The 20,327-nt window shown below is 39.7% G+C and carries 19 protein-coding genes and 1 pseudogene; 14 read left to right on the forward strand and 6 right to left on the reverse strand.

Going from position 1 to position 20,327, the window contains the following annotated elements:
* The first annotated feature begins 5 nt into the window (after window positions 1–5).
* Complete coding sequence (gene recD / locus HYD28_09590; GenBank protein QLE10528.1) at window positions 6–2,060, forward strand: exodeoxyribonuclease V subunit alpha; 2,055 nt, start codon at window positions 6–8, stop codon at window positions 2,058–2,060.
* Window positions 2,047–2,502, forward strand: coding sequence for a GNAT family N-acetyltransferase (locus tag HYD28_09595; GenBank protein ID QLE09177.1), 456 nt, complete (start codon window positions 2,047–2,049; stop codon window positions 2,500–2,502). The genes recD and HYD28_09595 overlap by 14 nt, the downstream gene beginning before the upstream one ends.
* Here the strand turns inward: HYD28_09595 and HYD28_09600 are convergent.
* On the reverse strand, window positions 2,499–3,128 hold the full coding sequence (locus tag HYD28_09600; GenBank protein ID QLE09178.1) for a trimeric intracellular cation channel family protein: 630 nt from the start codon (window positions 3,126–3,128) through the stop codon (window positions 2,499–2,501). The two genes, HYD28_09595 and HYD28_09600, sit on opposite strands and share 4 nt — an antisense overlap.
* A 117-nt stretch (window positions 3,129–3,245) precedes the next feature.
* Window positions 3,246–4,536, reverse strand: a pseudogene (locus tag HYD28_09605) (amidohydrolase).
* Between the two features lie 317 nt (window positions 4,537–4,853).
* Between HYD28_09605 and HYD28_09610 the strand changes: the two are divergent.
* From HYD28_09610 to HYD28_09635, 6 genes are all read left to right on the forward strand, one after another.
* The gene (locus HYD28_09610) at window positions 4,854–5,516 is read left to right on the forward strand and encodes a Crp/Fnr family transcriptional regulator (protein ID QLE09179.1); all 663 of its coding nucleotides are present in this window, start codon (window positions 4,854–4,856) and stop codon (window positions 5,514–5,516) included.
* A 54-nt stretch (window positions 5,517–5,570) separates the two neighbouring features.
* The gene (locus HYD28_09615; GenBank protein ID QLE09180.1) at window positions 5,571–5,975 is read left to right on the forward strand and encodes a hypothetical protein; all 405 of its coding nucleotides are present in this window, start codon (window positions 5,571–5,573) and stop codon (window positions 5,973–5,975) included.
* Between the two features lie 105 nt (window positions 5,976–6,080).
* Window positions 6,081–6,584, forward strand: a complete 504-nt coding sequence (locus HYD28_09620) for a DUF962 domain-containing protein (GenBank protein QLE09181.1) — start codon at window positions 6,081–6,083, stop codon at window positions 6,582–6,584.
* A gap of 21 nt (window positions 6,585–6,605) precedes the next feature.
* On the forward strand, window positions 6,606–7,394 hold the full coding sequence (locus tag HYD28_09625) for an SDR family oxidoreductase (GenBank protein ID QLE09182.1): 789 nt from the start codon (window positions 6,606–6,608) through the stop codon (window positions 7,392–7,394).
* A gap of 184 nt (window positions 7,395–7,578) precedes the next feature.
* Entirely contained in the window at window positions 7,579–8,574 is a 996-nt protein-coding gene (locus tag HYD28_09630; protein QLE09183.1) for a branched-chain amino acid aminotransferase, read from the forward strand.
* Window positions 8,575–8,741: 167 nt separating this feature from the next.
* Window positions 8,742–10,895 (forward strand): S9 family peptidase, encoded by a 2,154-nt coding sequence (locus tag HYD28_09635; protein QLE09184.1) that lies wholly within the window; start codon window positions 8,742–8,744, stop codon window positions 10,893–10,895.
* Between the two features lie 73 nt (window positions 10,896–10,968).
* Here the strand turns inward: HYD28_09635 and HYD28_09640 are convergent, their stop codons facing one another.
* Both HYD28_09640 and HYD28_09645 read right to left on the reverse strand, forming a co-directional pair.
* Window positions 10,969–12,027: a DUF481 domain-containing protein gene (locus HYD28_09640; protein ID QLE09185.1), complete on the reverse strand. Its 1,059-nt coding sequence runs from the start codon at window positions 12,025–12,027 to the stop codon at window positions 10,969–10,971.
* Between the two features lie 134 nt (window positions 12,028–12,161).
* Window positions 12,162–13,457, reverse strand: coding sequence for a deoxyguanosinetriphosphate triphosphohydrolase family protein (locus tag HYD28_09645; protein QLE09186.1), 1,296 nt, complete (start codon window positions 13,455–13,457; stop codon window positions 12,162–12,164).
* Window positions 13,458–13,671: 214 nt separating this feature from the next.
* On the opposite strand from HYD28_09645, the gene HYD28_09650 reads away from it, so the two are divergent.
* The 6 genes from HYD28_09650 to ttcA all read left to right on the forward strand — a co-directional run bounded on the left by HYD28_09650 (window position 13,672) and on the right by ttcA (window position 18,518).
* The gene (locus HYD28_09650) at window positions 13,672–14,490 is read left to right on the forward strand and encodes a glucosaminidase domain-containing protein (protein QLE09187.1); all 819 of its coding nucleotides are present in this window, start codon (window positions 13,672–13,674) and stop codon (window positions 14,488–14,490) included.
* Window positions 14,483–15,151, forward strand: coding sequence for a DUF2987 domain-containing protein (locus HYD28_09655; protein ID QLE09188.1), 669 nt, complete (start codon window positions 14,483–14,485; stop codon window positions 15,149–15,151). The genes HYD28_09650 and HYD28_09655 overlap by 8 nt, the downstream gene beginning before the upstream one ends.
* Window positions 15,152–15,649: 498 nt before the next feature.
* Window positions 15,650–16,543 (forward strand): polyphosphate kinase 2, encoded by an 894-nt coding sequence (ppk2, locus tag HYD28_09660; GenBank protein QLE09189.1) that lies wholly within the window; start codon window positions 15,650–15,652, stop codon window positions 16,541–16,543.
* Window positions 16,544–16,554: 11 nt separating this feature from the next.
* Window positions 16,555–16,866: a hypothetical protein gene (locus HYD28_09665; GenBank protein ID QLE09190.1), complete on the forward strand. Its 312-nt coding sequence runs from the start codon at window positions 16,555–16,557 to the stop codon at window positions 16,864–16,866.
* 119 nt (window positions 16,867–16,985) lie between these two features.
* On the forward strand, window positions 16,986–17,405 hold the full coding sequence (locus HYD28_09670; protein ID QLE09191.1) for a hypothetical protein: 420 nt from the start codon (window positions 16,986–16,988) through the stop codon (window positions 17,403–17,405).
* A 219-nt stretch (window positions 17,406–17,624) separates the two neighbouring features.
* Window positions 17,625–18,518 carry a tRNA 2-thiocytidine(32) synthetase TtcA gene (ttcA, locus tag HYD28_09675; GenBank protein ID QLE09192.1) on the forward strand — a complete coding sequence of 298 codons (894 nt, stop codon included), beginning with the start codon at window positions 17,625–17,627 and terminating at the stop codon, window positions 18,516–18,518.
* Window positions 18,519–18,561: 43 nt separating this feature from the next.
* Here ttcA and uspE read toward each other — a convergent pair whose 3' ends face one another.
* Both uspE and HYD28_09685 read right to left on the reverse strand, forming a co-directional pair.
* Window positions 18,562–19,485, reverse strand: a complete 924-nt coding sequence (uspE, locus tag HYD28_09680; GenBank protein QLE09193.1) for a universal stress protein UspE — start codon at window positions 19,483–19,485, stop codon at window positions 18,562–18,564.
* Window positions 19,486–19,587: 102 nt separating this feature from the next.
* A complete protein-coding gene (locus HYD28_09685) occupies window positions 19,588–20,322 on the reverse strand; it encodes an FNR family transcription factor (GenBank protein QLE09194.1) in 735 nt (244 codons plus the stop codon).
* Between the last annotated feature and the right edge of the window lie 5 nt (window positions 20,323–20,327).

A 20,327-nucleotide genomic window follows, 5' to 3' on the forward strand; every position in this document is an offset into this window, starting at 1 on the left:
AGCCTATGAATAAGCAATCAAACAGTAATGAACAGGCTAGTAAAAATCAACAAGCAGAACAACCAACGAAACATGTTGAAAACGATTCAGCGTTGCCTGCTATAGAAGTTAAAACTCAGCCTCTATTGAGTTATTTGCTTGAGGCAAAACGTATTCGCTTGGTTGATGTTAAGCTCGCAGAGCTTTTAACCGGTTCACAAACACTGATAGAGAAAAACGATACAGCGCACAGTGAGGTTTTTTACCTGATTTTATTGCTTGCGGCAGCGCAGCAAAGTCAGCACAGCTGTTTAGAGCTGGCTAATATAAACTGGCAAAACCCGTTTGAAATTAAACAGCAAAGCTTAGCTGATGCCAGTATCGCAGCCCCTGAGATTTTAACGCCGTTTGATATGGAATTTGGTCTTACTGAGGCCGTTAATAGACTAACGAATGCTGAGTGCGTAGGGGACGACAAGCCACTGCTATTGTTTGCTAATAAACTTTACTTTGCCCGTTTGGCAGAGTACGAAACCACACTGGCATCGCGTTTACATCATTTAGCAACGAAAGAGCTCACCCTTGATGAAGCTGCATTAAAGGCATTACTTGAGGTGTATTTTCCAAACAGTGAACATACAACCAACCCAAGCGATCCTATTAAAACATTAAACTGGCAAAAAGTAGCCTGTGCGATAGCAGCAACAAAAGGCTTTAGTGTGATCACTGGCGGCCCGGGTACCGGTAAAACCACCACGGTAACTAAGCTACTAGCCATATTACAATCTTTGTATGCCAGTGCACCGCTAACAATAAAGCTGGTTGCACCGACAGGTAAAGCGGCAGCTCGTTTAACCGAGTCGATTTTAGGGGCGAAGCAAAAGCTCAGTATGATCCCTGAGAATATCGCGCCACTTATTCCAGACAGTGCGCAAACGATTCACCGCTTACTTGGCGTTATTCCGCATACTAATAAGTTTCGCCATAACAAGCGTAACCCGCTGCATTTAGATGTTCTGATTATTGATGAAGCATCGATGGTTGATTTGTCGCTTATGGCAAAACTAATCGAAGCACTACCTAGTCATGCAAGGCTTATTTTACTTGGCGATAAAGACCAATTAGCTTCGGTTGATACGGGCAGTATTCTTAGTGACCTATGCCAAGGGTTAGAGCTTGGCAAAATGCCTGATTACAGCAGTGAAAGAGCTGCGCAGCTTAATCGCGTTTGTTTTAATAATCAGAGCGCTATACCCGCGGCGAGCAGCCATTTTGTACTTAACGATTGTATTGCGTTTTTACAGCAAAGTTATCGTTTTGATGGCAGCAGCGGTATTGGTCAATTAGCACAAGCTGTAAATACCAATAACAGTGGCTTACTGGGCTACGTTGAGCAAACGATTAATCAAGGCGGTTTTAAAGACCTTAAACTTAATTACAGTGTAATCAGTAAACCGATTGAGTATTTTGTGCAGCAAGCGGCTTTGCAATACCACGATTATTTGCATCTTATCCAGCAAGGGGCAAGTGTAGCCAGTGTGCATAAAGCATTTGCGCATTATCAGTTACTAGCTGCCGTCAGAGAGGGAGATTATGGAGTAAATAGCCTTAATCAGCGTATTGAAAAAGCACTTACTCAACAAGGCTTAATTGCGCCATATCAAAGGCACTATGTGGGTATGCCAATAATGATCAGCCAAAACGACTATCAGTTAAAACTGTTTAATGGCGACATAGGTATTTTAATGCATGATGAGCAAGGTCAGTTAAAAGCCATGTTTATTGATGAACAAGAAAACATTCGTGCCTTTTCACCAGCACGTTTACCCGCTCACGATAAAGTATATGCAATGACTATTCATAAGTCGCAAGGCTCAGAGTTTGCTTACACCGCGATGATTTTACCGCCAATTAAGCAGGCTAATCAGGGGATTAACAGACAGTTGGTTTACACGGGGATCACCCGCGCGAAAACCACATTTGAGCTGGTGGCCGATAAAAATGTATTGCTAATGGCAATGAATAAATCTGTTACTCGTGCATCAGGTTTATACGATAGGTTAAAACATGAAGCTCGTTAAAGTAACCGACGTCCAACTTAACCAGTTAATGGATTGGTTTAACACAGAGGCAGAACTGCGTATTTGGTCAGGGCCATTTTTTAACTATCCATTTGATACACAAAGCTTTAAAAAAGATTTAAACCTAGATGCGCTGAATTCCTACGCGTTGGTTAATGGCGATGGCCAGATGCTTGGGTTTGGTCAATACTATTTACGTGAAGGGCGTTGTCATTTAGGGCGGTTAGTTATCGCGCCAAGCGAGCGTGGCAAAGGTCTTGCAAAAGTGCTGATAAATTTACTGGGAGAGCAGGGTAAACAGCAGTTGCATTGCGATAGCTTGTCTTTGTTTGTGTATACACACAATACCCTTGCTAAAACGGCCTATGAGAAACTGGGTTTTATACAAACCCAGTACCCAGCTGACATGCCACTCGACGGGTGTATTTATATGACCTGCTAAGAGCGTTTAAAGCTGCTTTTACGAAACAGGTTAGGTTGCCAACCAAAATGGATGGCGCCTAATCTTAAAAATACCGTCACAGCAAATGCGCCAATAATGCACCAAATATAACTTACCTCAAGGGTGAATAAGGCAGCATAGGTTAACCCTCCCGATAAGCAAGCGGTTGAATAAAGCTCTTCACCCATAACTAGAGGCACTTCTCGGCAAATTACATCGCGCATCAAGCCACCAAAAATACCAGTGGTCATGCCCATAGTAATTGCAACAACCATATCAGCTCCTTCTATTAGTGCCTTTTCTATACCGATAATATTGAAAATTGCCATACCTACGGCATCCATTAACAACATGGTGGTGTTACTTAAATCGGGTAAATGACGAATCGATAAAATGGAGGCAAAAATGGCAATGTAAGTAGCATATAAATAATCTGGTTGGGCTATCCAAAAGACCGGCTTATTGAGCAAAATATCGCGTAATGTTCCACCTCCTATTGCTGTTACCGTGGCAACCACCACCACACCAAAACCACCGACACTTTTTTCATGACCTAGTAAGGTGCCAGAGATTGCAAAAAATGCTACACCGATAATGCTTAAAAAGTGAAAGTATTCTGATGTCATGAGGCTTCCTTACCTATTTGATAGTAAGTTAACCTTAGCAAAATGAACTTTATTGATGCTGAACAGATAAGAAAATAGGGCGGGTAATGATGTTACCCGCCGGTATGAGAGTATTGATTATTTAAGGTAATCAATCACTAATTGCGTCATTGCATTTACTCCAAGCTGTAAAGCTTTCTCGTCTGCAAAAAAGTGTGGTGAATGATTACTTGGCGCTGTAACAGCATCTTGACCTTTTGGTGTTACACCTAAGAAAAAGAACATTCCTGGTGTTTCTAAGGCGTAGTAACTAAAGTCTTCTGCACCTGTTATAAGTGGGGTTGTGATCAGGTTTTCTTTGCCAACCACACCAGCGAGTGTAGGGGCCATTTTCTTGGTAAGTTCAACATCGTTCACTGTTACTGGGTAACCATGGTCAATGTGAACATGCGCTTCTGCGCCACCAGATTCAGCCACCATCTCAGCGGTTTTAGCTAAACGTTTTTTAATGTCAGCGCGCATTTCTTGGTCAAAGGTACGAATTGTGCCAACCATTTCAACTTGATCTGGGATGATGTTGTTACGTATACCACCATTAATGGCACCAAATGAAACCACTGAAGGCGCTTTGGTTACATCAACTTGGCGTGAAGCAATGGTTTGAGTTGCCATAATAATTTGTGATGAAGCTACAATTGGGTCAACACCATTCCAAGGACGAGAAACCGTGAGTTTGGCGGCCTTTTACTGTGATTGTAAATTTATCGGCGCTGGCCATTAACGGCCCTTCACGAAAACCAATTTGTCCGGTATTAAGTGAGCTGGTTACGTGTAAACCAAATACGGCTTCTGGCTTTTCTTTAAATAAGCCTTCTTTAAGCATAAGCTCAGCACCGCCTTCTTCGCCCTCTGGAGCACCTTCTTCAGCAGGTTGGAAGACAAATAGAATATCACCTGCTAGTTGGTCTTTAATTTTAACTAAAGACTCCGCTGCCGCCATTAAAATAGCCACATGGTTATCATGACCGCAGGCATGCATTACGCCAACTGTATTACCTTTGTATTCAGCCGTTTGAGTTGACGCGAATGGTAAATCTACTTGCTCTTTAACAGGTAATGCATCCATATCAGCACGCAGCGCAATAAGCGGACCTTTTTTACCACCTTTCAGTTTGGCAACGACACCTGTATGAGCAACACCTGTTTGCACTTCAAGGCCTAAAGAGCGTAAATGCTTAGCTACGTATTTGGCAGTTTCAAACTCACGGTTACTAAGTTCTGGGTTTTGGTGTAAATGTCGGCGCCATTTAATGACTTTTTCGCTGACGCTTTTATTTGCAGATTTAAGTTCAGTATTAATATCACTAGCAAATGCAGGGGTAGAAATAGCACTGAGAAGTAGGCTGGTCGAAAGTAGTTTGTTTAACATCCCGTATCCTTTTATTATTTAGATATCCAAACAACCTCAAAATACGAGTTTCAGTTGGAAATAAAAGCGGTTTAGGCAAGGCATTGATTGCAAGTAATAGATGTTCTATTGTTAAAATCAATAACGCAGTATAAATCGCTTTTAAACCAACCCTTTGGGCGCTTCGCAGGCACTTACTCTCATCGTTGTTACTTCTTAAAAGGGAATGCCATTCTTGCAAAGTAACGCCTTGATATTAAGCACCTGTGAAACGCTGAATTCTGCATTTTGAGGTGGCTTGGATATATGCACACTACACCAATGTAAAGGATAAACACTTGAATGAACAAGACCTTTCGGTTATTAACCAAGATAAATGGTTTAAAAATCGAGCACAATTATTTAGGGACAAGCTAGTAAAAAATGCTAAATTAATCACCTTAAATGCCGGTGATGCATTGTTTTTGCGTGGTGATGAAAATAATGGTCTGTATTGTGTTATTAATGGCGTGCTTAGAGTTTCTGGCGTTAATAACCAAGGCAAAGAAGCTGTACTCAGTTTTGTAACCAGTGCAATGTGGTTTGGTGAAGTTGCTTTGTTTGATGGTGGTCAACGCACCCACGATGTGTATGCACAAACTACGGTAAGGCTTTTACACGTATCAGAACGGGCATTAACTCAGTTATTACAAGATCATCCCGCTTATTGGCATGATTTTGGGCTGTTGCTTACTAACAAAGTGCGAAATCTGTTTGATTCATTAGAAGATCACGCATTACTAACGGCAAAGCAAAAGGTGATTAAGCGCCTATACATGCTTTATCAGTCATCACTGCAAAACTGTTTGCCGCTTACTCAGCAACAACTTGCCGATATGACCTATCTAACACGGCAAACTGTTAATCAAATTTTGCAATCCCTGCAAGCTGATTCAATTATTAATCTTAAATATCAAACGATTGAAATAATTGATATCGATAAATTGCAATCTCAATGCTAGTTTGGAACTAAAATTGCTACAAAGCTGTAATCAAGCTTAAACGGAAGACAACTTGTGGCAATTACGTTTCATAATCAATATAACCCTTATCACACTTCGGCTGCTACTAAGCTGTCGCAAACGGCCCGCCCTGAGGGTGTGAAGGCCATGCATACGCCTGCACCTTCAGCACAACAACTGTTGCAAAAGCACTCACAGCCCAGCTCTTTTCTAGCACAGGCGCAAGAAGCCTTGGTTTATCAGCGACTCGGTGTTGATAAAGAGAAAATTGACGAAATAAAAGCGCAAATAGAAAAACTAGCGGAACAAATGCAGCAACAAGGTGCCGACACCAAAGCACTGCAAGAAAAAATGAATGAGCTGCAAGCGATGCTTGATGAAGAGTATCAAAAAGGACGCGAACGCATGGATATGCAGCCAGAGGCCGATAAAGGCAAGATAATTGATGCGCTGCTTTGATATGCGAGTTTAATAGAGCTAGTTAAAATGTCGGATAGTTGACATTCTTGCTAGTAAATTATCTGCTAATCTGAGTTTTGAACACAGTTTTGGCAGGAAAATATAATGAAAACATTAAAACAACAACTGACAAATTACGCCCTTTATCACCGTTCTAAACGCAATATTTACACCCACTTTATTGGCATTCCATTAATTGTGTTTGCAATTATTTGTTTATTGCAACGCGTCACGCTTATCTCTGAGCCTGTTGTCATCTCTTTAGCAACCGTGGTGATTGGGCTCACTTGTCTCTATTACTTAATGCTTAGTTTATCGATGGGGTTAATTATGGCTGTATGCTTAAGTGTGTTAAGCATTGCTGCTGAGCCTGTGGTGTCGCTTTCAACACAATTATGGCTAGCCTTAAGTATTGGCAGTTTCGTTGTTGGTTGGGTTTTTCAGTTTATTGGTCATTATTTTGAAGGTAAAAAGCCAGCCTTTGTTGACGATTTAATTGGTTTGGTAATAGGGCCTTTATTTGTATTAGCCGAGTTCTTGATTATGCTTGGCTTTTATAAAGATATTGCTGATTATATCGAACAATATGCTGGGCCTAACAAAGCATAACAACAATAATAAGGAACACATATGCAATTAAATGGTAAAACAGTTTGGGTAACTGGGGCATCTTCTGGAATTGGTGAAGCACTTTGTGAGCAACTGGCGGCAAAAGGGGCAACGCTAATATTGTCTGCCCGCAATGAAGATAAACTCAATAAGCTGAATAAACGACTCGGTGGTAATCATCACGTAGTCCCCCTTGATTTGGCAAAACCCGAAGCCTTACTTGAAGATATGCCTACGGTGATAGAGCGACTTGGCCAAGTTGATGTGCTTATCAATAACGGTGGGGTGTCGCAGCGTAGCTTATTTTTAGAAAATGAATTTACGGTTTATCGCCAACTGATGGAAGTGAATTACTTTGGTTTAATTGCCTTAACTAAGGCGGTCGTACCGCAAATGGTGAAGCAAGGTATGGGGATGGTGGTCTCAATTAGCAGTGTCGCAGGTAAAGTTGGTTCGAAGTTTAGAACTGGTTATTCGGGCTCTAAGTATGCGGTAGTTGGCTTCATGGATTGCTTAAGAGCAGAATTAGCCGATAAAAACATTAATTGCCTGACCATTTGCCCAGGTTCAATTAAAACAGCCATTGCACATAACTCATTAGATGGCCAAGGTAAGCCACAAAATAAGCCAGAGCATTCAATTGAGAACGGCATGGATGTCGCTAAAGCCGCTGCAAAAATGATTAAAGCCATTGAAGCTGAAAAAGATGAGGTTGTAATTGGTGAAGGCATAAGTGGTTTAGCACCGACCATTAAGCGCTTCTTTCCGAGCTTCTTTAATCGGCTAACGGCAAAAATGAATTACCGATAATTCGCTATTATTTATTAGTAAATGATTCTCAGTAAACAATGTGCAACATGGCTTGCACATTTTTTGTACCAAACGGTCGAATTATTATCACTATAATCTATAAAAGGCACTAGTTTGCTATGGTTAAACGGGGATAGATTAGCTTACAATGGGGTAAAAGTAGTCCAAACAAGAGAGAATAACAATGGCCGCATTTGGTACTGTATTTATGCCACAAATGATCCAAGCACGTTTTGCTGATAACTCATGGAGTGAAAGCGCGCTGGTCCCATCTGATAAAATCGAATTACATGCGGGTGCTCACGTATTACATTACTCAAGCACCTGTTTTGAAGGATTAAAAGCATTTCGTCACGAAGATGGCTCGGTCTATATCTTTCGTATGGATGCTAACATTGCTCGTATGAAACAAAGCTCTAAGTTACTAAACTTACCTGACTTTGAAGAAAGCATGCTCGAGCAAATGATCAAAGACATTGTAAAAGAGTACGCAGACGAAACACCAACACCTCCGGGTTCTATGTATATTCGCCCAACTCACATTGGTACAGAAGCAGCAATTGGTAAAGCCGCTGCACCGTCAATGAGCTCACTTCTTTATGTATTACTTTCGCCAGTGGGTGATTATTTTTCAGGTGGTGCAACGGCATTACGCGTATTACTTGAAGAAGACGGCATGCGCTGTGCTCCACACATGGGTATGGTTAAAAGTGGTGGTAACTACGCAAGTGCATTAGGCCCAATCTTAGAGGCTCGTTCAGAACATCAAGCAGACCAAATTTTGTTCTGCCCAGGTGGCGATGTTCAAGAGACTGGTGCTGCAAACTTTATTCTAATTGATGGTGATGAAATCATCACAAAAGCGCTTGATAGCACATTCTTACACGGCGTGACGCGTAATAGTATTTTAACGATTGCGAAAGATTTAGGTATGACGGTATCTGAGCGTAATTTTACCGTTTCTGAGTTGCTTGAAAGAGCTGCTAAGCCAGGAACTGAAGCAGCGTTATCGGGTACTGCTGCGGTACTTACTTCGGTTGGTACGCTTATTCATAACGACCAAGAGTTTAAAGTAGGCTCGGGTGAGCCGGGTGAGAAAGTCGCTAAATTACGTCAAGCACTGAATGATATTCAATGGGGTAAATCAGCAGATACACATGGTTGGTTAACAAAAGTATAATCCCAAGAGTGTTTACTTGTGTAAATTTATAAGAGCCACGCCAATGCGTGGCTTTTTGTTTTTACATTGGTTTACAGCGCATTTCGTGATTAACCGCAAATAACTAGACATTCTAATGTATTAATTTTACTTTCATTTCATTAACAATAACTAAAAGTAAAGTGATTATGATCAAGAAAACATTAGCATGTGCAATTGTTGTTGCATTGGCGGGTTGCGGTGAATCTACCCCTACAAAAACAGAACAAACAGTAAAAACTGCAGAGGTTAAAGCTGCTGTGAATTATCCAGAAACTAAAAAAGGCAATGTTGTCGACGAATACTTCGGTGAGAAAGTAGCCGATCCATATCGTTGGTTAGAAGACGATATGAGCGACGAAACTGCACAGTGGGTAAAAGCCGAAAATGACGTTACTTTTTCTTATCTAAAAAATATTCCTTATCGCGATGAACTTAAAACTACACTCGAAAAGTTAATGAATTATGAAAAAGTGACAGCCCCATTCAAAGAAGGTGAGTACACTTATTTTTATAAAAACGATGGCCTGCAAAATCAGTACGTGGTGTATCGTAAAAAAGGTGACTCAGAAGCTGAAGTTTTCTTAGATCCTAATACCTTCAGTGCTGATGGAACAACATCAATGTCGGGCTTAACTTTTACAGAAGACGGCACCTTAACTGCCTATCAAATTTCTGAAGGTGGTAGTGACTGGCGTAAAATCATTATTATTGATACGGCAACAAAACAGCCTATTGAAGAGGCATTAGTCGATGTTAAATTCAGCGGTATCTCTTGGTTTGGTAATGAAGGCTTCTATTACTCAAGCTACGATAAGCCAAAAGGAAGTGAGCTTTCTGCAAAAACGGATCAACATAAAGTTTATTATCACAAATTAGGCACAGCGCAAGCTGATGACCAATTAATTTATGGTGGCACAGAAGCACAGAAACATCGCTATATTGGTGCTGAGGTTACTCGTGACAATCGCTATTTAATTATTGCTGCAAGCACTTCGACATCAGGTAATAAGTTATTTATCAAAGATTTAACTAAGCCTGATAGCAAGTTAGTGACAATTTTAGATAATACAGACTCAGATACATCAATTATAGATAATGACGGTACAAAGCTTTATTTAGTGACTAACTTAAACGCACCAAATAAGCGTGTTGTTACTGTGGATGCTGCTGATCCAAGTCCTGACAACTGGCAAGATTTAATCCCTGAAACTGAGAATGTATTGAGCATTTCAAAGGGCGGTAATTACTTCTTTGCTAAGTATATGGTTGATGCTATATCGCAAGTAAAGCAATACGATAAATCAGGTAAACTTGTGCGTGATATCAGCTTACCAGGTGTGGGTACCGCGTATGGCTTTAGCGGTAAACATGATGCACCAACACTGTATTATTCATTCACTAATTACACCACTCCAGGCAACATTTACTCGTTTAATGTTGAGTCTGGCGAGTCTGATGTGTATCGCAAGTCAGGCGCTAAATTTAACAGCGAAGAATATACTTCAGAACAAGTGTTCTACACATCGAAAGATGGCACTAAAGTTCCGATGATTATTTCGTACAAGAAAGGCACCGAGCTTAATGGTAAAAATCCAACTATCTTATATGGCTACGGTGGTTTTAATGTAAGCTTAACGCCAAGTTACAGCCCGACAGTTGCTGCATGGCTTGAGCATGGTGGTGTTTATGCTGTTGCTAATATTCGTGGTGGTGGCGAATACGGTAAAGAATGGCATGTAAATGGCACACAGCTTAAGAAACAAAATGTATTTGATGACTTTATTGCGGCGGCTGAGTACTTAAACGAAAAACAATACAGCTCACCTGATTATCTGGCGGTACGTGGTGGCTCTAATGGTGGCTTGTTAGTTGGTGCGGTTATGACACAGCGCCCTGAGTTATTTAAAGTCGCGTTACCTGCTGTAGGTGTTTTAGATATGCTGCGTTACCACACCTTTACAGCGGGTGCTGGTTGGGCGTATGACTACGGCACCAGTGAACAAAGTAAAGAAATGTTCGATTACTTAAAAGGCTACTCACCTGTGCACAATGTTAAAGCGGGTGTTAGCTACCCAGCAACCTTAGTGACAACAGGGGACCATGATGACCGTGTAGTGCCTGCGCATTCATTTAAGTTTGCTGCTGAACTGCAAGAAAAAGGTGCGAAACAAAACCCATATCTTATTCGCATTGAAACAAATGCTGGGCATGGTGCAGGTACGCCAACAAGTAAGATCATCGACCAATATGCTGATATTTATGGTTTTACCCTCTATAACATGGGTATTAAATCGCTATAAGGAAGTGTTTGCTTAACGAACATTTAAAACGCCGAGCTTAAGCTCGGCGTTTATATATCCATCAAATTAACTTTTATAAATCTATTCCCAGTGCGAAAATCATTTTGTAATCTTCTTTTTCTGGTACCACACCGTTTTCATCGGCAATAGGGTCGGCTAAGTAATCCCATACTATTGACATGTCAAAATCGATATCATCTGTGATCTCAAATTCAAACGCAGCCATTGCATATTGTGAATCACCCCCGGCGTTACTATTAGCCGTCAAATAACGATAATTAAGTGAAAAATCAATTTTCTTGGTTACTTCTAATTCATAATTTGTAGATATGAACCAAGACATTGATGAGTTGCTTTCATCTTCGCCTTCAGCAACAGTGTCAAATTGCGTTTTTTGGTATGCTGGCCCTGCTGTAAAATCCCATTCTGTTTTATCTGTATCCATTACATAGTAACCAACACCTGCGCCCACAGTGTATTTATTAGCGATATTTTGGAACGGATCACGATAGTACTCAAAGAAAATAGGGCGGTAATACATTTTTTGTGTATAAAACCAGTCATAAGTGCCGTTAGCACGAATGTTGTTTTTAGTAACTTGATTATCGCTGGTAGTCCGGTAGCCCAAAATTTCAGATAAAAAACGACTAGATGCAGTACGGCGTTTGATATCAGCTTTAACAGAATACTCAGTTTGGTCAGTATTACCGCGAGCTAAATCTGCACCCATCGACAATTTTATAGTCCATGCACTAAGTTCACTTTCTACTGAAGGAGCAATAGAGACTAAATCGCGATAACGGTACTTAGCAGGTTGTTCACCCACTTTGATAAAACCACCGGATATATTAAGTGCACCGCTGAGCTCCTTCCCATCGTTAAAACGAACTGTATGGTGGCGGTCAGAGATAATCATGTAGACATCTTCACGATCGATTATTAATGTGTCGAGCACATCACTATCGAACTCGATCTCTTTATCATACATTGAGACAAGTTCACCTTTAAGCCACTCACCAGAGTTTAGTCGTATCCAATCAAATCGAGAAGCATCTTTAATTATTAAATTTCGCTCTTCAAGTAACGGATCAGGAAGTTGTTCTGCGCTATAGCAGGTAAATGTACTTACCATTATAGCGCTTAAAAGTAGGTGTTTTTTGAGCATCATTTCAATCCCTGTTAAATAGAATGCATCCTAAGAGGAGTGGTTATTTTCTAATAACCTGTTTAATTTTAGAACAGTTTTCAGCTGTATTCAAAAACTAGTCAAGAAGTTGGTAAAAACAACCTCTGATATGTTTTATAGGCATATTCATCACTCATCCCAGCCAAGTAATCACAAATTATACGCATAGCATTATCTTCTTGCTGATGAGCGTTAAGCCACATGTCTTGGGTTGTTTCAGGTAATAAACGCATGGGGTCACTAGCAAAGGCACTAAATAATTCAATTAGCAGATTTTGCCCTTTAAACTCAACTTGCTGCATTTTTGGCTCGCGAATTAACCGTTTAAAAACAAAATGCTTTAGCACGTTGAGAATTTCAGCAAATTCATCAGGTAGACTTACAGTGTACTGTAATATTTCAGATTCAAAATCAGCATTTTGTACTATTAATTTGGCATTAATTATAAAGGTGTTAACCAACTCACCAATGGCGTCCTTTCTTTCATATTCATGATGGGAAAACAGTCTAGCTGTAATCGAACTTAAGTGTGTTGTTAACCAAGCAGAGTCTAATTCTTGTAATTGTACTAAGGCATGGTTTTGCCAATCTGCAAGGGTTAAAACTTCAGTGGCTATGGCGTCTTCTAAATCGTGTACGGCATAAGCAATATCGTCAGCCAATTCCATAATTGCTGAATCTATTGATTTATAGTGAGTTTTAGCTCTAAATTCATCAACCTTATAGTGACTGCTCAGTAGTTGTTTATCATTATTCGACAGTGGGTCAATAATCCAATCGAAAATATCTTTATCATCTTGATACAGACCTTTAGCTGGTCGCCAATGGTCGGCTTTGATAAAGCTACGCTGTTCACTTTTTGGTGGAATGGTGTGCCACAAGTCATCAATAAAGGCTGGGTATTTAATAAAGCCAAGCAAGGTGCGTCTGGTTAGATTCATGCCATATCCATTAGAATAAGGCTCAAGTTTAGAAACAATTCTCAGGGTTTGGGCATTACCTTCAAAACCACCATGATCGCGCATCATGTAGTTTAATGCTATTTCACCACCATGACCGAAAGGTGGATGACCGATATCATGAGCAAGGCATAAGGTTTCAAGTAAACTACCACTCGGAAAATTCGTAAATTCAGGGTGTTGCTTTTTTAAGTGGCGTAATAATCCACTACCAATTTGTGCAACTTCTAAAGAATGAGTAAGGCGAGTTCGGTAAAAATCATTTAAGCCAATACCCATAATTTGGGTTTTAGCCTGCAGACGCCTAAATGCTGCAGCATGTATGATACGAGAGCGGTCAACTTGCCAAGCTGAGCGGTTATCGTTGGGACGATATTTTTGCTGATCAATAATGCGAGCTTGCCAAGATTGGCACATAAAAATAACCTTCCTATTTCTCGTTTGGTTGCATTTAAGTATACGCAAGCGCTTGAAAATTGCGAGTAAATTGGCGGTTCATAACGCTTCTTTAGTTATACTTTAAGAAACTATCTCAGGGCTAATTCGCCAAAAAATGTCTGCTTTGGTATACTTCGCCATTGTGTGTGCGTGAAGTTACCGCATATTAGTAAAAGTTTATTTGAGAGAATACATGCTGAATTACGTTTTTAGAGCTTTACTGGCCGCTTTTTTTGCATGGGCGTTGTTGTCGCCATTTATGGATAAAGATACTCTGGATGAGGGGGATGAACAGTCACAGACAACACCTATTGGCACTCAGCGCGTAATCAAAAAAGAAAAGCCATTACATAATGTAAAACTGCCTGATTTTGCAGCGTTTACTGATGTGAAAGAAAAGAAACATGCATTTTTTGACTTTATCCGTCCTCATGTCGAGGCTGAGAATAAAAAGATCCTACAACAACGTGCGCTCATAGAAATTGCACGCATGATGCTTGAGTATAATGAGCCGCTAAGTAGTAAACAGCAATCAGATATTAAGAAAATACTGACCAGCTACAAGTTACCAACCACTATTGATACCTTATCACTGACCCAAGCTCTGCGCCGTGTAGATATCATTCCAAAAGAACTTGCGCTTATGCAGGCGGCTAACGAATCAGCATGGGGTACGTCACGTTTTGCTCGAATTGGCTTAAACTTTTTCGGTCAGTGGTGTTATAAAAAAGGCTGTGGCATGGTACCACGTCGTCGAGCCAACGAAGCCGCTCATGAAGTGACTGCTTTTAAATCGGTACGTGCTGCTGTAAGCTCATATTTTAAAAATATTAATACTCACGCAGCGTATAAAGATTTACGATCAATTCGAGCCGATTTACGTCGCCAGCAAAAGCCAATTGATGCTACTAAGCTAACACAGGGCTTGTTGTCGTATTCTGAGCGCGGTGAAGCGTACATTGAAGAATTAAATAAAATGATAAATCAAAACAGAGCTTACTTTGATGAATAAATTCCTTCCGTGGTTAAAATTTACAACCATTGCGGTTGCACTAGGTGCAGTTGCCTCTAAGGCCGCTGCTACTGAATTTGTTGTTGCATACGATGGTTTTTATGATCGTTTGAAAGTCGTTAATAAAGGCGAATTTCAATACGCTCAAGTTAATTTTTATTTGTCTGATATTGCTACTAACGAAGTATGTACAATCAAATCAGGTAAAATAATTACAGAGAAACAAGAGTTTGACTTAACTTATACAGATAAAGCTCAATTGCTTTTACCTTTTGATAAGCAGCTAGATACAGATAAAGCCGTTATTGTTGTTCAACCAGAAAATCCAAAACATGATTGTCAATTAAGGTTGCAAATTGAAGCAACTGATCTGGCTGATTTTGAGCTTAGTAAAGCAAACTTGTATACGTTAAATGAAGAATTTGACGAGCTACTATCTGATTTGTCGGGCTTTTTCGTTAGCAAATTAATGTGGTTTTTGCTGCCTGAACAACAAGGTGTTGTACTAAAATTTAACGGCCAAGATGCTATCTCGGCAAACGGTGTTAGCTGTAAGGAGCAACGTTGCTCAATTAAGGTTTCTGATGACTGGCAAGATGATGAAACGGTATTAAGCAGTCATGCTAAGCTTATTAGCGCCACGCCTTGGATCGTTAAATAACCACTATACATCGGCTAAAATCGTTTAAATATCGACAAAAGGGATCTTATTAAGGTCCCTTTTTCAATGTTGAGAAGATAGTTCTTGTGTCTCTTTTTTTAAAAGTTTATCTCGTTACTTTGGTTTAGTATCAAAATTGAAAATTCAATATAAATTAAGCAATTTATATAACAGCTTCTCTTGTCTAGTTTATTCCCTCATTTAATATTTTTTCTAATTACTTGTATTGCAGCGCAGTTTAAGTAACAGCTTGTATTTAGATATGAAAACGGTATGAGGATATAGGTTTTATCTGATTGTTTTTTACTATAGAAAAAGGGCTTGATTTTACTTTTATAGGCTTATTTTTAATTAGCTATAAAGTGCTAACTTTATATTTTTTAATGATTTTTCAAGAAATAAAAATATAGATTTAGATCAAGTTACTTAGCAATAACTGGCTTAAAGTAAAACTATAAAGATCTCAATATAGGTACTTATAGTTTAAAAGGAGTCGTTATGCAGACAGTCAATGTCGAACCTGTATCAGTCAAAAAACAGAAATTAGCCGAAGCCAATGCGAAACAGGATGTAATTTTTGATTTAAATGTTAAAAACCCAAGCCTAAAGTGGAATGCAGACGGTAAATACCCATATAAACGCAAAATGGACCTGGTTGAATACGAGCGTCATAAACACGAACTGCAAATCGAGCTTTTAAAAATGCAAGGCTGGGTAAAAGAGACCAACCAGCAAATTGTGATTTTATTTGAAGGTCGTGATGCGGCGGGTAAAGGTGGCACTATTAAGCGCTTTATGGAGCATTTAAACCCTCGTGGGGCGCACGTAGTGGCTTTAGAAAAACCATCTGCAAGAGAGCGAGAACAGTGGTACTTTCAGCGTTACATTAATAACCTGCCAAGCAAAGGTGAAATTATACTATTTGATCGCTCTTGGTATAACCGAGCCGGTGTAGAGAAGGTAATGGGCTTTTGTGATGATCACGAATATTTAGAGTTTATGCGTCAAACACCACAACTTGAACGTATGTTGGTGAATAGCGGTATTAAGCTATTTAAATATTGGTTTTCGGTCAGTAGAGAAGAGCAATTCAGACGCTTTAAATCACGTCAAAACGACCCGCTTAAGCAATGGAAGCTGAGTCCGGTTGATATGGCATCATTGGCTAAATGGCATGATTATAGTGACGCGAAAGATGCGATGATGTTTCATACCCATACAAAAGATGCGCCTTGGACACAAATTCGCTCTGATGATAAAAAACGGGGTCGTATCAACTGTATGCGTCATTTCTTAAGTTGTTTGAACTACCCAGAAAAAGATCAGGATATAGTCAATCGGGTTGACCCGCTTATTGTCACTGAACCTACCCGCATGTCTACGCGTCAGTAAAGGAGAATACAATGAAAAATTCAGAGTCAGTATTTGAGAAGCGTCTTGCTAAGCTCGAAAAAATTCTCGAAAAGAGTAAAAAAGAAGTGGCCAAAACCACTGCAATTGCAAAAGATGCAGCACTTAAAGCACAAGCCGCTGTAGAGTGTGCCAGCGAAGCAGAGAACCTAGCCGAAAACGCTAAAAAGCGCTTGAAAGCAGCCAAAAAGCAGTTAAAAGAGGCTAAAGTGTTAAAAATAGCGCAGAAAAATGCTTCTAAAAAATCGGCAATAAAACGTGCCAAACGAATGGCAAAAAATAAGACAAAAACTAAAAACACTTAAGGTTAACAGGGGGCGCATGGCTCATGTGCCCTTTGTTTTTGTATTAAGCTTATTGCTGGACATTTTTACGATTCTCGTTATGCTAAACGTCAACTTTTCAGGGACTTAAAAGCATACTTATGAAAATTATTCCGGCATTTTTTGTTATTTTACTGCTATGTTCAGCTTGTAGCAGTTATTCACCTATCAACCAAGAAATGCAAACTAAGTTACAAGGCTCATGGCAGTCTACAAATAGCCCAGTTTGTGAAGCTAATTTTCATACTATAGCGTTTAAAAACAAAACATTAGAAATCTCTTATGACGAGCAGGGCTATATTTCTGAGACTGAAGCAAGAAAAACCTTTGTATATACTATTTTATCGACAGAGAAAAATTTAATTCGAGTGCAGCTTGAAAATGAAACTCGCTTAGATAAAAAAGGTAAACCTGTAGTTTGGCACCTAAAACCACTTAGAAATGATAAATACTGCTGGGGCAGAGATGATTGGCCTGATCTTGCTTGTACAGCTTCGCGTTATAAATGCACAGTAAAATGAAGTTAGCTTATTGAAGTCAGAAAACCCTAAAATAAGCCTGTAAATTGATGATCCTTTAATGCTATTCATAAAGAGCCTTAGTTTACGTAATATCTTCACGAGTTATGCTTTTTAATTATCCCACGCTAATCATTTCAACTGGCTCAAAAAGTCCGTATAATCCACGCCGAACTTTTTACTATGAAACATGGCTTAGTAAAGCCTGTATGAGCAGAGCAAATGAATCAAACTGATACTAGAAAAGAAACTCTTGAATTTAATAAACTTCAAAAGCGTCTAAGAAGGCATGTTGGTAATGCGATTACTGATTACAACATGATTGAAGACGGCGATGTTGTTATGGCATGTATCAGTGGTGGTAAAGATTCATTCGCAATGCTTGATATTTTGCTTAATTTACAAAAAGCTGCGCCAATTAAATTTGAAGTGATTGCCGTAAACCTTGATCAAAAGCAGCCTGGTTTTCCTGAGCATATTTTGCCTGATTACTTTGAAACGCTAAATATCCCGTATTACATCGTTGATAAAGATACTTACTCAGTAGTAAAAGAAAAAGTACCAGAGGGCAAAACAACCTGCGGTCTGTGTTCACGACTTCGTCGCGGTACACTTTACTCATTTGCAGAAAAAATTGGTGCGACCAAACTAGCACTAGGTCATCACTTGGATGACATCGTCGAAACTATGTTTTTAAATATGTTCCATGGTTCACGATTAAAAGCGATGCCACCAAAATTACGTTCAGATGATGAACGTAACGTAGTTATTCGTCCGTTATCATATTGTCGTGAAAAAGATTTAATTAAATACGCTGAGCACAAAGATTTCCCGATCATTCCATGTAACCTATGCGGTTCTCAAGAAAATCTACAGCGTCAATCAATTAAAGCGATGCTGACAGAGTGGGATAAGAAAACTCCAGGTCGCGTTGAGAGTATCTTTAAGTCTTTACAGAATGTCAGCCCAAGCCAGCTTGCTGATAGAAACTTGTTTGATTTTGAAAACTTACCACTTGATAGAGAAGGCAATCGTGAAAGCTATGACTTTAGCGAGGCGGTGGTCTCATCAACAAACATTGATGAATCACTGTTCATTGATGTAACAAATATATAAAAAAAGCCCCAAACTGGGGCTTTTTTAATACATATTCTGGTTGTTACTTAGCGAGTGGGCTCACATAGCCATCTGGTTTTAGGGCTAAGACATCGCAATCAAGACTATCAATAACGTGCTCTGCAGTATTACCAACAAGCGCAGCACTCAAGCCAGTGCGACCAACAGTACCAATCACTACTAACTCGCTGTTAAGGCGTGCAGCAACATCTGGAATGACATCTTCTGGTAAACCTTCCTCTATGTAGCATTGAGCTTGGTCAATATCAAACCCTTTAGCTAAAGAGAGCGTTGATTCAAAGTGATGTTTTTTGACTGATTCGTTATAAACGCCAGGATTAAACTCTGGGATTTCTATTGCAATATTAACCGGTGTTGCTGGGTACGCATTTACAATATTAAGCGTGGCATTGGCTAAGTCACAAATGAAGCGGGCATCATTAATAATACGCTTGTTAAGTTCAAGGTGTTGCTCATTTTCACTCACTGCGTTCACAGCCGCTAGAATATTCCCCTGAGCTGGCCATTCTTTTTCTTTAACAAGTAACACTGGAGCAGGGCACTTACGAATAAGGTGCCAGTCGGTAGGTGTGAAAATAACCGATTTCAGTGTGTCGTGTTGATGAGTGCCTTTAACAACAAGATCAAAACCATCGTTGATCACGGTGTTAATAATAGCTTCGTAAGGACGGTTATGCCAAACCACACAACTATCAATAGTGAGTTCTGGATAAAGTGCAATTTGTTCATTTAACCATTCTTGGCGGTCTTTTATCACGGCTTCTCGCATTGCTTCACGCTCATCAGCTGAAAGCATAGTTGTCATTTCATAAGAGAAGTCGTAGATACTGAGGAAAGCGGTGATGGTCGCGCCAGATTTTTTGGCTAGATCGATTGAGCGGCTTAAACTGTGTTGCTGCTCTTTAGTTGGGTCTATAACTGCTAAAATTCGTTTAATTGCGTCCATGTGCTGCTCCTTAACTGTTCCGCAAAAAGTAGTACTTTGAGTGTAACCTAAATTTAGAACAGTTAAAGGGGTAAACAGTATAAAGTTGCGTTAAATCAAACTCTATTTACATATAATTGCCGCTGTTGTAGCAAGTGCCTGCTGGTCCAAAATGGTGATAAACTTGCCCTCAACCTTAATAAAACCAGCCTTTTGAAAGCGACTTAAAAGGCGGCTAATTGTTTCAACAGTTAGGCCCAAGTAGTTACCGATTTCACCACGCGTCATAGTTAAACGGAATTCTTTACGTGAAAAACCACGCTCACCAAAGCGTTCAGCCAAGTTGTAAATAAAACTTGCAAGGCGCTCTTCAGCTGATTTTTTGTTGAGTAACAACAGCATTTCTTGGTCGTAGTTAATTTCATTACTCATTAAACGCATAATTTGTTGGCGCAATTTTGGTAATTTACCGGCTAATTCATCAAGCGTATCGAATGGAATTTCACACACCATAGATGTTTCAAGGGCTTGAGAAAAACTTTGATGTGCCATTTTGTTGATTGCATCGAAACCGACTAAATCGCCAGCTAAATGGAAACCGGTAATTTGCTCGTCACCTTGTTCAGATAGAGTGTAAGATTTAAACGAACCTGAGCGCACAGCATAAATGGCATTTAAGCTTTCACCAGATTCAAATAAATAATCACCTTTATGCAGTGGTTTTTTACGTTCGATGATTTCATCTAGACGATCCATTTCTTGACCGTTTAATGAAAATGGTAAACATAGCTGGCTGATACTGCAATTATTACAGCTAATTGTGCATAAGCCTTTTGACTTGTTTTGTGAGAAGTCCATACATC

It is taken from the genome of Pseudoalteromonas shioyasakiensis, from assembly GCA_013391845.1.
Classification (GTDB): Bacteria; Pseudomonadota; Gammaproteobacteria; order Enterobacterales; family Alteromonadaceae; genus Pseudoalteromonas; species Pseudoalteromonas apostichopi.

Excerpts from the sequence above, each read along its gene's own strand:
- recD (QLE10528.1), top strand. The coding sequence starts at position 6 with ATGAATAAGCAATCAAACAGTAATGAACAGGCTAGTAAAAATCAACAA.
- HYD28_09595 (QLE09177.1), top strand. The coding sequence starts at position 2,047 with ATGAAGCTCGTTAAAGTAACCGACGTCCAACTTAACCAGTTAATGGAT.
- HYD28_09600 (QLE09178.1), bottom strand. The coding sequence starts at position 3,128 with ATGACATCAGAATACTTTCACTTTTTAAGCATTATCGGTGTAGCATTT.
- HYD28_09620 (QLE09181.1), top strand. The coding sequence starts at position 6,081 with ATGAAAACATTAAAACAACAACTGACAAATTACGCCCTTTATCACCGT.
- HYD28_09625 (QLE09182.1), top strand. The coding sequence starts at position 6,606 with ATGCAATTAAATGGTAAAACAGTTTGGGTAACTGGGGCATCTTCTGGA.
- HYD28_09630 (QLE09183.1), top strand. The coding sequence starts at position 7,579 with ATGGCCGCATTTGGTACTGTATTTATGCCACAAATGATCCAAGCACGT.
- HYD28_09635 (QLE09184.1), top strand. The coding sequence starts at position 8,742 with ATGATCAAGAAAACATTAGCATGTGCAATTGTTGTTGCATTGGCGGGT.
- HYD28_09640 (QLE09185.1), bottom strand. The coding sequence starts at position 12,027 with ATGGTAAGTACATTTACCTGCTATAGCGCAGAACAACTTCCTGATCCG.
- HYD28_09645 (QLE09186.1), bottom strand. The coding sequence starts at position 13,457 with ATGTGCCAATCTTGGCAAGCTCGCATTATTGATCAGCAAAAATATCGT.
- HYD28_09650 (QLE09187.1), top strand. The coding sequence starts at position 13,672 with ATGCTGAATTACGTTTTTAGAGCTTTACTGGCCGCTTTTTTTGCATGG.
- HYD28_09655 (QLE09188.1), top strand. The coding sequence starts at position 14,483 with ATGAATAAATTCCTTCCGTGGTTAAAATTTACAACCATTGCGGTTGCA.
- ppk2 (QLE09189.1), top strand. The coding sequence starts at position 15,650 with ATGCAGACAGTCAATGTCGAACCTGTATCAGTCAAAAAACAGAAATTA.
- HYD28_09665 (QLE09190.1), top strand. The coding sequence starts at position 16,555 with ATGAAAAATTCAGAGTCAGTATTTGAGAAGCGTCTTGCTAAGCTCGAA.
- HYD28_09670 (QLE09191.1), top strand. The coding sequence starts at position 16,986 with ATGAAAATTATTCCGGCATTTTTTGTTATTTTACTGCTATGTTCAGCT.
- ttcA (QLE09192.1), top strand. The coding sequence starts at position 17,625 with ATGAATCAAACTGATACTAGAAAAGAAACTCTTGAATTTAATAAACTT.
- uspE (QLE09193.1), bottom strand. The coding sequence starts at position 19,485 with ATGGACGCAATTAAACGAATTTTAGCAGTTATAGACCCAACTAAAGAG.
- HYD28_09685 (QLE09194.1), bottom strand. The coding sequence starts at position 20,322 with ATGGACTTCTCACAAAACAAGTCAAAAGGCTTATGCACAATTAGCTGT.